Source organism: Sphingomonas sp. UYP23, from assembly GCF_054059235.1.
This window is the reverse complement of sequence record NZ_JBSSBX010000001.1, coordinates 3,624,300-3,636,925: the sequence shown is the minus strand read 5'-3', so window position 1 is coordinate 3,636,925 and position 12,626 is coordinate 3,624,300. Positions and strand designations below refer to the sequence as shown.

16 protein-coding genes are annotated in these 12,626 nt (G+C 66.0%); 8 read left to right on the top strand and 8 right to left on the bottom strand.

Features of this window, described 5'->3' with window-relative positions; genetic code table 11:
- Positions 1-39: 39 nt before the first annotated feature.
- The 3 genes from hmgA to ACVWYO_RS17940 are packed head-to-tail and all read left to right on the top strand — an operon-like array spanning position 40 to position 2,687.
- Positions 40-1,335, top strand: coding sequence for a homogentisate 1,2-dioxygenase (gene hmgA / locus ACVWYO_RS17950; protein ID WP_457353105.1), 1,296 nt, complete (start codon positions 40-42; stop codon positions 1,333-1,335).
- Between the two features lie 51 nt (positions 1,336-1,386).
- Entirely contained in the window at positions 1,387-2,094 is a 708-nt protein-coding gene (gene gntA, locus ACVWYO_RS17945) for a guanitoxin biosynthesis heme-dependent pre-guanitoxin N-hydroxylase GntA (RefSeq protein ID WP_457353103.1), read from the top strand.
- Positions 2,091-2,687 (top strand): DUF1989 domain-containing protein, encoded by a 597-nt coding sequence (locus tag ACVWYO_RS17940; protein ID WP_457353101.1) that lies wholly within the window; start codon positions 2,091-2,093, stop codon positions 2,685-2,687. The genes gntA and ACVWYO_RS17940 overlap by 4 nt, the downstream gene beginning before the upstream one ends.
- Before the next feature lie 3 nt (positions 2,688-2,690).
- On the opposite strand, the gene ACVWYO_RS17935 is transcribed toward ACVWYO_RS17940, so the two are convergent.
- From ACVWYO_RS17935 to ACVWYO_RS17925, 3 genes are read right to left on the bottom strand one after another with little or no spacing between them, the layout of a single operon-like run.
- Entirely contained in the window at positions 2,691-4,103 is a 1,413-nt protein-coding gene (locus tag ACVWYO_RS17935; protein ID WP_457353099.1) for a coniferyl aldehyde dehydrogenase, read from the bottom strand.
- 11 nt (positions 4,104-4,114) lie between these two features.
- The gene (locus ACVWYO_RS17930) at positions 4,115-4,576 is read right to left on the bottom strand and encodes a hypothetical protein (protein ID WP_457353097.1); all 462 of its coding nucleotides are present in this window, start codon (positions 4,574-4,576) and stop codon (positions 4,115-4,117) included.
- The gene (locus ACVWYO_RS17925; protein WP_457353095.1) at positions 4,573-5,328 is read right to left on the bottom strand and encodes a prepilin peptidase; all 756 of its coding nucleotides are present in this window, start codon (positions 5,326-5,328) and stop codon (positions 4,573-4,575) included. The genes ACVWYO_RS17930 and ACVWYO_RS17925 overlap by 4 nt, the downstream gene beginning before the upstream one ends.
- A 116-nt stretch (positions 5,329-5,444) precedes the next feature.
- Here ACVWYO_RS17925 and ACVWYO_RS17920 point away from each other — a divergent pair, with 116 nt between their 5' ends.
- Genes ACVWYO_RS17920 through ACVWYO_RS17910 form a run of 3 tightly spaced genes read left to right on the top strand, consistent with a single transcriptional unit; the run spans position 5,445 to position 7,709 of the window.
- Complete coding sequence (locus ACVWYO_RS17920) at positions 5,445-6,632, top strand: acetyl-CoA C-acyltransferase (RefSeq protein WP_457353093.1); 1,188 nt, start codon at positions 5,445-5,447, stop codon at positions 6,630-6,632.
- Positions 6,633-6,681: 49 nt separating this feature from the next.
- On the top strand, positions 6,682-7,422 hold the full coding sequence (locus tag ACVWYO_RS17915; protein WP_457353091.1) for an alpha/beta hydrolase: 741 nt from the start codon (positions 6,682-6,684) through the stop codon (positions 7,420-7,422).
- Positions 7,317-7,709 carry an alpha/beta hydrolase fold domain-containing protein gene (locus tag ACVWYO_RS17910; RefSeq protein ID WP_457353089.1) on the top strand — a complete coding sequence of 131 codons (393 nt, stop codon included), beginning with the start codon at positions 7,317-7,319 and terminating at the stop codon, positions 7,707-7,709. The genes ACVWYO_RS17915 and ACVWYO_RS17910 overlap by 106 nt, the downstream gene beginning before the upstream one ends.
- 68 nt (positions 7,710-7,777) lie before the next feature.
- Here ACVWYO_RS17910 and ACVWYO_RS17905 read toward each other — a convergent pair whose 3' ends face one another.
- Both ACVWYO_RS17905 and ACVWYO_RS17900 read right to left on the bottom strand, forming a co-directional pair.
- The gene (locus ACVWYO_RS17905; RefSeq protein ID WP_457353087.1) at positions 7,778-8,242 is read right to left on the bottom strand and encodes a GNAT family N-acetyltransferase; all 465 of its coding nucleotides are present in this window, start codon (positions 8,240-8,242) and stop codon (positions 7,778-7,780) included.
- Positions 8,239-8,742, bottom strand: a complete 504-nt coding sequence (locus tag ACVWYO_RS17900; protein ID WP_457353085.1) for an SH3 domain-containing protein — start codon at positions 8,740-8,742, stop codon at positions 8,239-8,241. Before ACVWYO_RS17900 ends, ACVWYO_RS17905 begins: the two co-directional genes overlap by 4 nt.
- Positions 8,743-8,838: 96 nt before the next feature.
- Here ACVWYO_RS17900 and ACVWYO_RS17895 point away from each other — a divergent pair, with 96 nt between their 5' ends.
- Positions 8,839-9,837: a 2-hydroxyacid dehydrogenase gene (locus ACVWYO_RS17895; RefSeq protein ID WP_457353083.1), complete on the top strand. Its 999-nt coding sequence runs from the start codon at positions 8,839-8,841 to the stop codon at positions 9,835-9,837.
- On the opposite strand, the gene ACVWYO_RS17890 is transcribed toward ACVWYO_RS17895, so the two are convergent.
- The 3 genes from ACVWYO_RS17890 to ACVWYO_RS17880 all read right to left on the bottom strand — a co-directional run bounded on the left by ACVWYO_RS17890 (position 9,834) and on the right by ACVWYO_RS17880 (position 12,155).
- Entirely contained in the window at positions 9,834-10,913 is a 1,080-nt protein-coding gene (locus ACVWYO_RS17890; protein WP_457353081.1) for an IS630 family transposase, read from the bottom strand. The two genes, ACVWYO_RS17895 and ACVWYO_RS17890, sit on opposite strands and share 4 nt — an antisense overlap.
- Positions 10,914-10,993: 80 nt before the next feature.
- On the bottom strand, positions 10,994-11,878 hold the full coding sequence (locus tag ACVWYO_RS17885) for a bestrophin family protein (protein ID WP_457353079.1): 885 nt from the start codon (positions 11,876-11,878) through the stop codon (positions 10,994-10,996).
- Between the two features lie 70 nt (positions 11,879-11,948).
- Positions 11,949-12,155 carry a hypothetical protein gene (locus ACVWYO_RS17880; RefSeq protein ID WP_457353077.1) on the bottom strand — a complete coding sequence of 69 codons (207 nt, stop codon included), beginning with the start codon at positions 12,153-12,155 and terminating at the stop codon, positions 11,949-11,951.
- Positions 12,156-12,434: 279 nt separating this feature from the next.
- Here ACVWYO_RS17880 and ACVWYO_RS17875 point away from each other — a divergent pair, with 279 nt between their 5' ends.
- A complete protein-coding gene (locus tag ACVWYO_RS17875; protein ID WP_457353075.1) occupies positions 12,435-12,626 on the top strand; it encodes a hypothetical protein in 192 nt (63 codons plus the stop codon).

The following is a 12,626-nucleotide window of genomic DNA, read 5'->3' as shown; positions in this document are numbered from 1 at the left end:
TCCCTCTCCCGGTGGGAGAGGGGAAGTAGGAGCAACGCTATGCCAGACTATATGACCGGCTTCGGCAACCACTTCGCCAGCGAGGTCGTCCCCGGTGCGCTCCCGATCGGCCGCAATGCACCGCAGCGCCCGGCGTTCGGCCTCTACGCCGAACAGCTCAGCGGCACCGCCTTCACGGCGCCGCGACACGAGAACAAGCGCTCGTGGCTCTACCGCCTGCGCCCGTCAGCCGCGCATCCAGCCTTCACCCGCTACGACGGCGCACCGCTGTTCGCGCCGGGCGTCGCCACCGCACCGCTTGCGCCCAATCGCCTGCGCTGGAAACCGCTCGATACGCTTGCCCAGGCCGACTGGCTCGACAGCCTGACAACGATGGTCGTCGCAGGCGATGGCCCCGCGACGCAGACCGGCGTCGCGATGCACATCTATCGCGCCACCAGGGACATGGAAAACCGCGCCTTCGCCTCGGCCGATGGCGAACTGCTGATCCTCCCCGAGCACGGCGCGCTTACGCTGCTGACCGAATTCGGACGGATCGACGTCAAGCCCGGCGAAGTCGCGCTGATCCCGCGCGGCGTGCGCTTCCGCGTGACGCTGCCCGACGGCACCGCGCGCGGCTACGTCGCCGAGAACCACGGCCAGCCCTTCCGCCTGCCCGACCTCGGCCCGATCGGCGCCAACGGCCTTGCCAACCCGCGCGACTTCGAGACGCCGGTCGCATGGTTCGAGGATGTCGAGGGCGAGTATGAGCTCGTCCAGAAATTCCTTGGCAGCCTGTGGACCACCGATCTCGGCCGCTCGCCGCTCGACGTCGTTGCCTGGCACGGCAATTACGCGCCGTGCAAATACGACCTGACGCGCTTCAACACGATCGGCAGCATCAGCTTCGATCATCCCGACCCGTCGATCTTCACCGTGCTGACGAGCCCAAGCGACGTTCCCGGCACGGCCAACGTCGATTTCGTGATCTTCCCGCCGCGCTGGCTGGTGGCGGAAGACACTTTCCGCCCGCCCTGGTTCCACCGCAACACGATGAGCGAGTGCATGGGCCTGCTCTACGGAGCCTATGACGCCAAGGCCGACGGTTTCGTCCCCGGAGCCTTGTCGCTCCACAACCAGATGAGCGGGCACGGCCCCGACGTGGCGAGCTGGCAGGGTGCGAGCGCGGCGGACCTCAAGCCGCACAAGCTCGACGGTACGATGGCCTTTATGATCGAGAGCCGCTGGGTATTCACGCCGACCCAGTTTGCGTTGGAATCGAGTGCGCTGGATGCCGATTACGACCAAGCCTGGGAGGGGTTTCCCAAGGCACAAATCCCTCGTCTGTTTGACTAAGATCAACTAGGTTTTCGGGAACCTTGCGACGGGGGAGTCGTCTTGTTGGACATGCCGATGCCCCCCACCCCGCTCTTCCCCTGGCGCCACCGCGCGCAGGAGGATTTCCAAGCCCTGCTCGACGCACATGTCGCGGCGGCGGACTTTCCCTGTGTCGGGGCGAAGGCCGCGCTCGCCAAGGGCACGCTGTCGGTGCTCGCCTGTGATAGAATCGACAGCGCGTGGGACGATCTGCGGATCCATGACGGCCTCTTGCATTTTGCGGCGGATTATCGCGCCGATCCGGGTCTGTTCCGCAGCTTCGCGGTGATCTTCGACGGCCCCGACGGCCTGAGCGAAGACGCGTTCGAAACGGCACTGTGGCAGCGCGCGCAATCGATCTCGGACAAGGACGTTTGGCGCGGGCAAGGCTATGACGCAGGCGTCAGCGCCGACCCGGAGAGCCCGCATTTCTCGCTGAGTTTCGGCGGCGAGGCGTTCTTCATCGTCGGCCTGCATCCCAATGCCAGCCGCCCCGCACGCCGCTTCGCGCGGCCGACGATGGTGTTCAACCTGCACGACCAGTTCACCACACTCCGCGACCAAGGCCGCTATGAGGGGATGCGCGAGAAAATCCTGGTGCGCGACGAAGCGCTCGCGGGAAGCCGTAATCCGATGCTCGCGCGCCACGGCGAAATGAGCGAGGCGCGCCAATATAGCGGACGGGCCGTGGGCACCGAGTGGAAATGCCCGTTCACTTATGCGGGCACGCCCGAATGAGCGAGACGATCGAAATCCCCGAGCGCAGCGGTACCGCGTTCCGTCTGGCGCAGGGCGAGACCCTGACCGTGATCGACCCGCGCGGTCGCCAGGTCGCCGATCTGCTCGCGTTCAACGCCGAGGATATGGGCGAGGTGATCTCCTCTGGCCGGACGCTCGACTATGCCGAGACGATCTTCCTTACCACGGGCCATCTGCTCTATTCCAACCGGTCGCAGCCGATGCTCGACATCATTGCCGACACAGTCGGACGGCACGATTTCCTGCTCACGCCGTGTTCGTACGACACCTTCCACCATTTCTATCCAGACTTGCCGCCGCATCGCGGCTGCTTCGGCAATCTGGCGGCGGCGCTCGAACCGTATGGCGTGACACCAGACCGGATCCCGGTCGCGTTCAACTGCTTCATGAACGTCCCGGTCGATGCCACGACCGGCAAGCTATCGGTCCTCCCGCCGATCAGCCAGGCGGGCGACCATATCGTGTTCCGCGCAGCGATGAATTTGGTGATCGGCCTCACCGCCTGCTCGGCGCCGGCGAGCAATGGCGGCAGCTTCAAGCCAATCCACTATCGGATCGACGCTGCCGCCTAAAGCCTATTTCATCTGCCGCTTGATGCTCGTCCAGGTTGCCTTGCCGTAGGGCGGCTTGAGTCCCGCCAGTTTGGCAACGTCGAGCTTGGCCTGTTTGAACACCGCCTTGGCATGGCTAAAGGTCTTGAAGCCGTCGGTGCCGTGATACGAGCCCATTCCCGACGGGCCGATCCCGCCGAACGGCAATTCCTCCATCGAGACGTGAAACACCACATCGTCCAGCGTCACGCCGCCCGAAATCGTGCGGTCGAGCACGCGCCGCCGTTCGGCGGCATCGGGCCCGAAATAATAGAGGCCGAGCGGCCGGTCGCGACGATTGACCTCGCTGATGGCGGCGTCGATCGCGCTATAGCGCCGCACCGGGAGGATCGGCCCAAAGAGTTCTTCCTGCATCACGATCATGTCGTCGGTCGCGTTCCGGACGATGTGCAGCGGCATTTTGCGGCTGTTCGACCCTCCGAAATCCTCACCTGCCGGATTGACCGTCTCGACCGTCGCGCCCTTGGCGCGTGCGTCGGCGACCCATTCCTGCAGGCGCTGATGGTGCCGGTCGTTGATGATCGCGGTGTAATCGGGATTGGCGAGCAATGTCGGGTACATCGCCGACACCGCCGCCTTGAGCCCGTCGACGACGGCTTGCTCCTGCGCTTCGGGCACGAGCATGTAATCGGGCGCGAGGCAGATCTGGCCAGCGTTGAGCATCTTGCCGATCGCGACGCGCTCGGTGGTCTTGGTAATGTCGGCGTCCTTTCCGACGATTACCGGCGACTTGCCGCCGAGCTCGAGCGTAACGGGCGTGAGATTGTCGGCGGCAGCATGCAGGATATGCCGCCCGATGCCCGTCGCGCCGGTGAAGATCAGGTGATCGAACGGCAACTCGGAAAACGCCTTGCCCACCTCTGCCCCGCCGCTGAAGAAAGCGAGCTCGTCCGGCGCGAAATAGGTGCCACAGACAGCTTCGAACAGCGCCGCAGTGCGCGGCGTAAATTCGCTGGTCTTGACCATCGCGCGGTTGCCGGCCGCGAAGATACCCGCGATCGGCCCCATCACGAGATTCACCGGAAAATTCCACGGTGCGATCACGCCGACCACGCCCTTGGGCTGATATTCGACCCAGGCGCGCGCGCCCAACAGCCCGAGCGGGAATTGGACCGGCCGCTGATCGCGCCGCGTCCAGCGATCGACCGATTTGAGCGCGTGCCGGATCGGTGCGATCGACGATGCGATGTCGGTCAGCATCGATTGCTCCCGGCTGCGATGCCCGAAATCCTCGCTCAGCGCGTCGCAAAAGGCATCGGCATTGTCGGCGATCATCGCCGCGGCGCGGTTGAGGCGATCCTTGCGGACCGCGACGCTGACGGGCAGCTCGGCCATGAAGGCAGCGCGCTGCCGGCTCAGAACGTCGAGCATCGTCATCGTATTTCCCCTCAAACGCAGCCGATCAGACCCGCCACCGGCACTATCACAGAATCCTGCCCTGCCTGGTCGATCTCGAGCAGACCCTCGGGCACGACTGCGCCCGCGCTGATCGACTCGCGCGTCTCGACCTTCATCGTTAGTTTGGCGACAAGGCTACCGCTGCCATATTCGGCCTTTTCGGGAAAACCGAAGCCGCTCGCGCCGACCTGCGCGGTGCGATCGAGATCGGTGATCTTGCCCTGGAGCGAGACGCGCAGACGCGCCGGATCCGCGCCGGCCATCGCGATCAGCGCGCGCGTCCCGCTCGCCGTCCAGAGATAGGCGGCACACCCATGTGCCGGCAGCTGCTGCTTGGGGATCGCACCGAGCGGCAGGCCATCGACCGAAACCAGCCGCGGCGCGGGCGCGACCGGGGTCGCCTGCGGGGCAGCGGCAAGCAACACTGGCGCGAACAAGAGGAGCGCTTTCATGGCAATGAGCCTAGCAGGAACAGCCAGGCCGGGTAAGCCGCGATCGCCAGCAGCGCTCCGAACGGCACGCGATCTCCCAGGCCCGCGCCGCGACCGCGCAGCAGCCCGGCCAGGACGATTGCCAGCCCGGTCAGCGCGGCAAGGAAGACCACCGCCGGAAGCAACCGCCAGCCGAGCCACAGCCCGATCGCGCCGAGCAGTTTCGGATCGCCGCCGCCGAGCCCCTCGCGATGCCGCAGGCGCCTGTACGCCGCCCCGATCGCCCACAGCACGGCAAAGCCACCGACGCCGCCGATCATCCGGTCGCCGAGCGACGGTTCGACCCCGAGCAAGCCCGTGGCCAGCCCCGCCCCGGCCAGCGTCGCGGTCAGCGCATCGGGCAACCACAATTCGGCGATGTCGAGCGCGGCGAGTGTCACCAGCAGCCAGCCGAACACGGCGCCCGCCAGCCCGACCGGCCCCGGCACAGCCCACCCCGCAAGCACGCCGATCACGACGCACCCGAGCTCGATCTGCCAATGCCGCGGGTCGAGCGCCGCTCCGCAGCTGCGACAGCGCCCGCGCGCCAGCGCGGCGCTCAACACCGGCACCAGATCGCGCACGCCGAGCGGGACATCGCAGCCGTCGCAGTGCGAGCGCCCACGCATAACCGATCGCCCCTCCGGCCAGCGGATCACGAGCGTTGCGAGGAAACTCCCGATCACCGCACCGAGCAGGCCGATCACGGTCGGCCAAACGAGCATCTCTACCATGCGTCCCCTTACCGCTATTTCCGCCGCACCGAGAAGACCCGGAGCACCCCCCGTTTGTAAATCGGCCGCCCCCGCCCTAGATCCAGCGCATCCGTCTTCTTTGCGAAAGATCGCCAATGTCCGCTGATCCCGTCGTCATCGTTTCCTATGCCCGCACGCCGATGGGGTCGTTCCAGGGCGCGCTTACCGGTGCAACCGCAACGGAGCTAGGCGCTGCTGCGGTCGGCGGTGCGGTCGCCCGCGCCGGCGTTTCGGGGGAAGCGATCGAGCGGATCTACATGGGCTGCGTCCTGCCCGCCGGGCTCGGCCAGGCGCCAGCGCGCCAGGCGGCGCTCAAGGCCGGGCTGCCCGATCATATCGAGGCGACCACGGTCAACAAGATGTGCGGATCGGGCATGATGGCGACGATGCTTGCCGCCGACGCACTTGCCGCGGGCTCGGCCGATCTGATCGTCGCCGGCGGCATGGAGAGCATGACGAACGCGCCGTATCTGTCGCTGCGGCATCGCAGTGGCGCGCGGATCGGGCACGACGTGCTCAAGGACCACATGTATCTTGACGGGCTCGAGGACGCGTATCAGCCGGGCAAGCTGATGGGCAATTTCGCCGAGGATACCGCCGCGGTCTATCAGTTCACGCGCCAGCAGATGGACGATTACGCGATCGAGTCGCTCCACCGCGCGCAGCGGGCGCAGCAATCGGGCGCATTCGACCGCGAGATCGTCGCGGTCGAAGTGGCGGGTCGCAAGGGCTCGACCACGGTCAGCCTCGACGAGCAGCCCGCCAAGGGCGACGTCGCCAAGATCCCGACGCTCAAGCCCGCTTTCTCCAAGCACGGCACAATCACCGCGGCGAACGCCTCGTCGATCTCGGACGGCGCCGCAGCCTTGGTGATGACGCGCGCGTCGGTCGCCGAGAGGCTCGGCCTCACCCCGATCGCGCGGATCGTGGCGCAGGCGGCGCACGCGCATGCCCCCGAACTGTTCACCACCGCGCCGGTGTTCGCGATGCGCAAGGCGCTCGCCAAGGCGGGTTGGTCGGTCGACGATGTCGATCTGTTCGAAGTCAACGAGGCCTTTGCGGTCGTCGCGATGATCGCGATGCGCGATCTCGGCCTGTCGCACGACACGCTCAACGTGCATGGCGGGGCGTGCGCGCTCGGCCACCCGATCGGCGCGAGTGGCGCGCGGATCCTCGCGACTTTGCTCTCCGCGCTCGAGCGTAACGGCCAAAAGCGCGGCATGGCTTCGCTGTGCATCGGCGGTGGCGAGGCGACAGCGGTCGCGGTCGAGATGATGGGGTAAGCCAGGGCCGCCCCGCTCGACGCGCGTTTCAGACCAGGATCAAAACAGAATGGACGACCATATACAGGGCGTCGCCGTCCCGGCGCGGACGGTTCCGGTCCCGGCGTCGATCTCGGCGGAGGCGCGTGCGGTCTTGCGGCGGGCGGTCCGGGCCGACGGCGTTCCGCTCAACGCCCTGCACGTCCTGCCGGACCCGGCCGACCATGCCGCCTGGACCGACCTGAAGACCGCCGCCGATGCGAGCTATGCGACTGCGGTCGAAGCGCTCGCCGGCACGTTGCGATCAACCGCAGAGACGATCACGATCGGCGAGGCGACGATCACGATCGGCGAGGCGACGATCACGATCGGCGAGGCGACGATCCATGTCGCGACGCCCGTCACGCCGTCCGATCCCGCACGCGCCTATATCGACCTGCACGGTGGCGCGCTCGTCTTTGGCGGCGGCAGCGCGTGTCGCGCGGGGGCACGGATGCAGGCGGATCAACTCAACGTGCGCTGTTACGGCGTCGATTATCGGACGCCGCCTGCACACCCATTCCCGGCGGCGCTCGACGATTGCGTGGCGGCGTATCGCCATGTCCTCGATCGTCACGCCGCGGACCGGATCGTGGTTGGCGGGCGGTCGGCGGGCGGCAATCTGGCCGTAGCGATTTGCTGCGCGCGCGAGAAGCGGGGCTGCCGATGCCGGCAGGATTGGTGCTGCTGTCGCCGCAGGCGGACCTCAGCGAATCGGGCGACAGCTTCGCGGTCAATCAATGGGTCGATGTCGTCCTGCCGGGCTCGTTGATGGCGTCCAACCGGCTGTACGCCGACGCGGCGGACCTCACCGACCCTCTTGTCTCTCCGCTATTCGGCGATCTCGCCGGGCTTCCCGAGACGTTTCTGCAGACCGGCACGCGCGACCTGTTCCTGTCCAACACGGTGCGGCTGCATCGCGCGTTGCGCCGCGCCGACGTGGCAGCGGAGCTGCACGTTTTCGAGGCGATGCCGCACGGCGGGTTTGGCGGGGGAACACCCGAAGATCGCGAACTCCAGGCAGAGGTTGCGCGCTTTGTAGACGCGCGATGGGGATAAAACCTTCCGATCGACCGTGTACAGCGCCCGCGCGCTAACGCCGATCCGCCATCGCGCCACCCAGCGGCCTACAGGTCCTTCGTGAAATATCGCGCGAACACGGTATCGTGATACCCCGCGAAGGGCGCACAGTCGACGAACCCCGCGCGCCGATACAGCGCGTGCGCGGCGGCAAACGGTGCGTTCGTACCGGTTTCCAGGCTCAGCCGACGATACCCGCGCGCGCGTGCCTGGCCGACCAGATGCGCGAGCAGCGCCGCCGCCACCCCGCGCCGCAGCTGCGCGGGTGCGGTTCGCATCGATTTCACTTCGCCGTGTACCGGATCGAGCTGCTTGAGCGCCCCCATGCCCAGCAGGGTCTCACCCTCCCATGCCGTCCACAGCGTCACTGCCGGTTCGCACAGGCCCGAAAGATCGAGCGCGAACACGCTGCCCGGCGGCGAATTCTCGTGCGCGCTGCGCACATGCAGATCGAGCAAGCCGCGGACGGCGGGATGCGACAGATCGTCCCGGACGATCCGCCAGTCGTTCACGGCAGTTCTTCGGTCGGCTCGACGCCCCAAAGATGGTTCGCCTCGACGAAGCCGCCGCGCCCGCGCACGTCGAAGTGGCACCAACCGCGCGAACATTGGCTCAACCGTCCGACCACGCCGGGCGCCGCCCGCCACAGGATCCGCCCGCCATCGCGCGGCGAATCGCGCAGATCGGCGACCGTCCCGAGTACGACGGCGGTGCGCTTCTCGCTCACCAACGTACCCATCATCCAGCCCTGCGTACCGCCCGGATCCTCGACCTTGTACCACGCGCCATGATCGTAAACGTCGAGCACCTTCACCGGCAAATCGGCGCGCTGATACAACCAACTCGATGGATAGGTGCGGGCCGGGCCGGTCCGCATCCGCGCCTTGCCTGCCGAGATCGAGGCAAAATAGGGCGGCTTCTTCTGGACGAGCCCCGCCAGCGCCGGCGCCAACGCGTTGCCGCCGAGCGCGATCGCCGTTGCCGCCAGCAAAACTCTGGCCCCAATACGCATGCTACTTCCCCGTCTGTGATCGCGCTCGTTTATCGTGGTTCGCGCGCTCGCTTCAACACCGTTGACGAGGCCAAAGCGCTCCGCCAAGCCATGTCCATGCCCGAAACGAGACGCGTGCCGAACCCGAAAGTTGCCGTGACGCGCGAATTGCCCGACGCGGTGATGGAGCGCATGACGCAGTTGTTCGACACGCAGCTCCATCGCGGGCCGGTCGGCATGGCGCGCGATCAGCTCGCCGCCGCGATGGCGGAGTGCGACGTGCTCGTCCCCACCGTTACCGACGAGATCGATGCCGAGCTGATTGACGGCGCCGGTCCGCGGCTCAAGCTGATCGCCAATTTCGGCGCGGGCGTGAACCATATCGCGCTCAAGGCGGCGCGCGCGCGCGGCATCATCGTCACCAACACCCCCGGCGTGCTGACCGAGGACACCGCCGACATGACGATGGCGCTGATCGTCTCGGTTCCGCGGCGGCTTGCCGAAGGCGAGAAACTGGTGCGCTCGGGCGCTTGGCAGGGCTGGTCGCCCGGTGGGATGCTCGGTCACCGGATCGGCGGCAAGGCGCTCGGCATCCTCGGCATGGGGCGGATCGGCCAAGCCGTCGCGCGGCGCGCACGCGCGTTCGGCCTGTCGATCCATTATCATAATCGCCATCGCCTGCCGAAGGTGGTCGAGGCCGAGTTGCAGGCGCAATGGCATCCCAATCTCGACGAGATGCTCGGCGCGATCGATATCCTGACGATCCACACGCCCCGCAACGCCGATAGCGAAGGGCTGCTCGATGCGAGCCGGATCGCGCTGCTGCGCCCGCACGTCTATCTTATCAATGCCGCGCGCGGCGGCATCGTCGATGAGGATGCGCTCATCGACGCGCTCGAAGGCCACCGGCTGGCGGGTGCTGGGCTCGACGTGTGGAAGCATGAGCCGCAGATCGATCCCCGCTTGCTGGCGCTCCCCAACGTCGTGATGACGCCGCATATGGGATCCGCGACCTATGAGGGGCGGATGGCGACAGGCGAGAAGGTCATCGCCAATATCCGCATGTGGGCCGATGGGCATCGGCCGCCCGATCAGGTGCTCGAGGGCTGGGCCTAGTGGTCCGAATCTAACACTTGGCGCCCGCGTCTGACGGCGGCGATGATTTTATCGGGGTCGGCGGTCCAGACGAAGGGCTTTGAGCTTTCGTTGTGCTCGACCAGGAAGCGGTTGATGGCGGCCTGAAGGTCGACGAGCGAATGAAACACGCCGCGTTTGAGTCGACGGTTGGTCAGCCTGGCGAAGAAGCCCTCGACGGCATTGAGCCAGGAACAGGACGTAGGCGTAAAGTGGAAGGTGAAGCGCGGGTGGCGGTCGAGCCACTCGCGAACCTTGGGGTGCTTGTGAGCGGCGTAATTGTCGAGGATCACATGGATCGCCTTGCCGGCGGGCACGCGCGCTTCGATCAGATTGAGAAAGCGGATGAATTCCTGGTGGCGGTGCCGTTGCATGTTGCGGCCGATCACGGTCCCGTCGAGGATGTTGAGCGCGGCAAAGAGCGTAGTGGTGCCGTTGCGCTTGTAATCATGGGTCATGGTGCCGGCCCGCCCCTTTTTCAGCGGCAGGCCGGGCTGGGATCGGTCGAGGGCCTGGATCTGGCTCTTCTCGTCGAACGACAGGACGATCGCGTGGGCGGGCGGCGCGACATAAAGGCCCACGACATCGCGAAGCTTGTCGATAAACTCGGGATCATTGGACAGCTTGAACTGCCGAACGCGGTGAGGCTGGAGGCCGTGGGCGCGCCAGATCCGGTGAACCGAACTGGCGCTGATGTCGGCTTCGCGGGCCATCAGCGAGGCTGTCCAATGGGTCGTCTCACCCGGCGGCGCCTCATGCGTCCGGCTCGCTACCCATGCGACAACCTCCGCGGTTAGGGGAGGGATGCGCGACGGACGGGTCTTGTCGCGCAGCAGCCCCTCCACCCCTTCCTGCATGAACCGCTCCTGCCAGCGCCACACGCATGTCTTCGATGTGGCCGTCCGCCGCATGATCTCGCTGGTGCCGATCCCCTCGGCGCTCAAAAGCACGATCTTGGCGCGCCAGACGTGCTTTTGGGGCGCGTTACGATCCTTGCAGATCCGCTCGAGACGCTCTCGGTCCGCCGACGCAAGGTCGATGATTATACCACTTCGCATCCCCGATGACTCGCACGGCAAAACGGCGACGGGAATCCCTAATCGGACTCAACTGTCAGGCGATAACCACTAGCCGCCGCCTACCACAGCACCCCTTGCGCGTCTGGCCGCAGCGGCTCGGGCGCCTGGTCGCCGATCGCCTGAAGCAGGTCGATCTCGATCGTCCGGCACATCGCCGACAACGGAACGTCGTGCACGGTATTGGCAAACGGATCGACCAGATCGTCGCCGATCGCGAGCACCACGAGAAACATCAGCCCGGCGATGCTGGATCCGAGCGGGGTCGCAAAGCCGAGCGTATCGACCAGCCCGATCGGCAGCAAGATGCACAGCAGATGCGTGAAGATCGTCGGGAAGAAGCGATACTGGCTTGGCAACGGCATGTTCTTGAGCCGCTCCATCCCGCCCTGCGCATTGGCGATATCCACCAGGATGCTTTCCATCGACGCTTGCTGGATCGTGTCGATCCAGCCCTCGGCGCGCGCACCGTTGATCCGGCGACCGGTGCCATCGACGATCCCGTTGGCGACATTGACCCGACCAAGCGCGAAATCGGCCTCGCCGCGCGACAGGAAGCGCAGCACTTCACCGTCCGACGCCTGGCGCCGCAACTGGCAGCGCAGCGCGTTGACATAAGCGATCTGCCGCAGGACGATCGTCCGCTTCAGGTCCTTCGCTTCGTCGGGCAGATAATTGCGCGCCTGCCGCGCAAGGCTGCGGCTGGCGTTGATCATCTGCCCCCACAGCACGCGCCCTTCCCACCAGCGCTGATACGCCGAGTTGCTGCGGAAGCCGAGGAACAGCGCAAGCGCCGTGCCGAACAGCGTGAGCGGAAGCGATGGCGCTGTGAACGGCACGACGTAATAGGTGACCGTCACGATCACATCCCAGACGAACAGCAAGGCAGCAGGCCGCCAGATCTCGCGGAGGATGTGGCGATAGCCGGGGGTGTTGGTGACGATCATCGTATCTCGGGGCTCTCAAGGGCGCGGTTGGGCGATAGGGCCGAATCGTGCCTTCGGCAAATCCGCACGGTTACGGCGTCAGGTCCGTCGCGGCCGCGCCGACACGCGCCGTCTCATGCGTATCGACCGGTTTGACCGATGCCTTGGCCAACGCGGCTGCAGTGCCCGATGCCGGGCGCAGCACGAACCATTGCGGGCGATCGATCGCGATCAGGAACGCCAGCAACGCAAGGCCGAAACCCAACAACGACAGCGAAGCGCGGGCCGTGGGGGTCATCTTCGAACGCTTCGGGGATTGCGACGTCTGCATAACGAAACTCCTTCTTTCCAACGCCGCCAAGCTGGGAATTGGCCACATCTCGCGTGTGAGCGAACGATGACGTTTTATTGCTGCAACGCACCATGAAATTCAGGGCAAGCAAAGACAAAGGGATAGCGCGCCGGCACCGCTGCGAAAAAATCCCGCTCTCGCGCCTTGAAGTTTCCGATTGACGCCCAACCCACGACGTTGCAGCTTGATGACAATTAAAAAAGAGGGAGAGTAATGATGGACCGAATGGGGTCGTTTGCCGTGGTCGCCGCGCTTGTCTTGGTATCGGCGTTGCACATCATTAGTGCCCCGGCGTATTTCAACATCGTTCCTGCCATGCTGCTTGTCGTCGGTTTCATCCGCCTCGTCAGCCATCCTGCCCCCTCCGAGACCTCGGCGAACGACGACCTTTCGCTCGCTCCCACTGCCGAAGCCTGA

Coding starts and splice junctions, on each gene's coding strand:
- hmgA (WP_457353105.1), top strand. CDS start 40: ATGCCAGACTATATGACCGGCTTCGGCAACCACTTCGCCAGCGAGGTC.
- gntA (WP_457353103.1), top strand. CDS start 1,387: ATGCCGATGCCCCCCACCCCGCTCTTCCCCTGGCGCCACCGCGCGCAG.
- ACVWYO_RS17940 (WP_457353101.1), top strand. CDS start 2,091: ATGAGCGAGACGATCGAAATCCCCGAGCGCAGCGGTACCGCGTTCCGT.
- ACVWYO_RS17935 (WP_457353099.1), bottom strand. CDS start 4,103: ATGACGATGCTCGACGTTCTGAGCCGGCAGCGCGCTGCCTTCATGGCC.
- ACVWYO_RS17930 (WP_457353097.1), bottom strand. CDS start 4,576: ATGAAAGCGCTCCTCTTGTTCGCGCCAGTGTTGCTTGCCGCTGCCCCG.
- ACVWYO_RS17925 (WP_457353095.1), bottom strand. CDS start 5,328: ATGGTAGAGATGCTCGTTTGGCCGACCGTGATCGGCCTGCTCGGTGCG.
- ACVWYO_RS17920 (WP_457353093.1), top strand. CDS start 5,445: ATGTCCGCTGATCCCGTCGTCATCGTTTCCTATGCCCGCACGCCGATG.
- ACVWYO_RS17915 (WP_457353091.1), top strand. CDS start 6,682: ATGGACGACCATATACAGGGCGTCGCCGTCCCGGCGCGGACGGTTCCG.
- ACVWYO_RS17910 (WP_457353089.1), top strand. CDS start 7,317: ATGCCGGCAGGATTGGTGCTGCTGTCGCCGCAGGCGGACCTCAGCGAA.
- ACVWYO_RS17900 (WP_457353085.1), bottom strand. CDS start 8,742: ATGCGTATTGGGGCCAGAGTTTTGCTGGCGGCAACGGCGATCGCGCTC.
- ACVWYO_RS17895 (WP_457353083.1), top strand. CDS start 8,839: ATGCCCGAAACGAGACGCGTGCCGAACCCGAAAGTTGCCGTGACGCGC.
- ACVWYO_RS17890 (WP_457353081.1), bottom strand. CDS start 10,913: ATGCGAAGTGGTATAATCATCGACCTTGCGTCGGCGGACCGAGAGCGT.
- ACVWYO_RS17885 (WP_457353079.1), bottom strand. CDS start 11,878: ATGATCGTCACCAACACCCCCGGCTATCGCCACATCCTCCGCGAGATC.
- ACVWYO_RS17880 (WP_457353077.1), bottom strand. CDS start 12,155: ATGACCCCCACGGCCCGCGCTTCGCTGTCGTTGTTGGGTTTCGGCCTT.
- ACVWYO_RS17875 (WP_457353075.1), top strand. CDS start 12,435: ATGGGGTCGTTTGCCGTGGTCGCCGCGCTTGTCTTGGTATCGGCGTTG.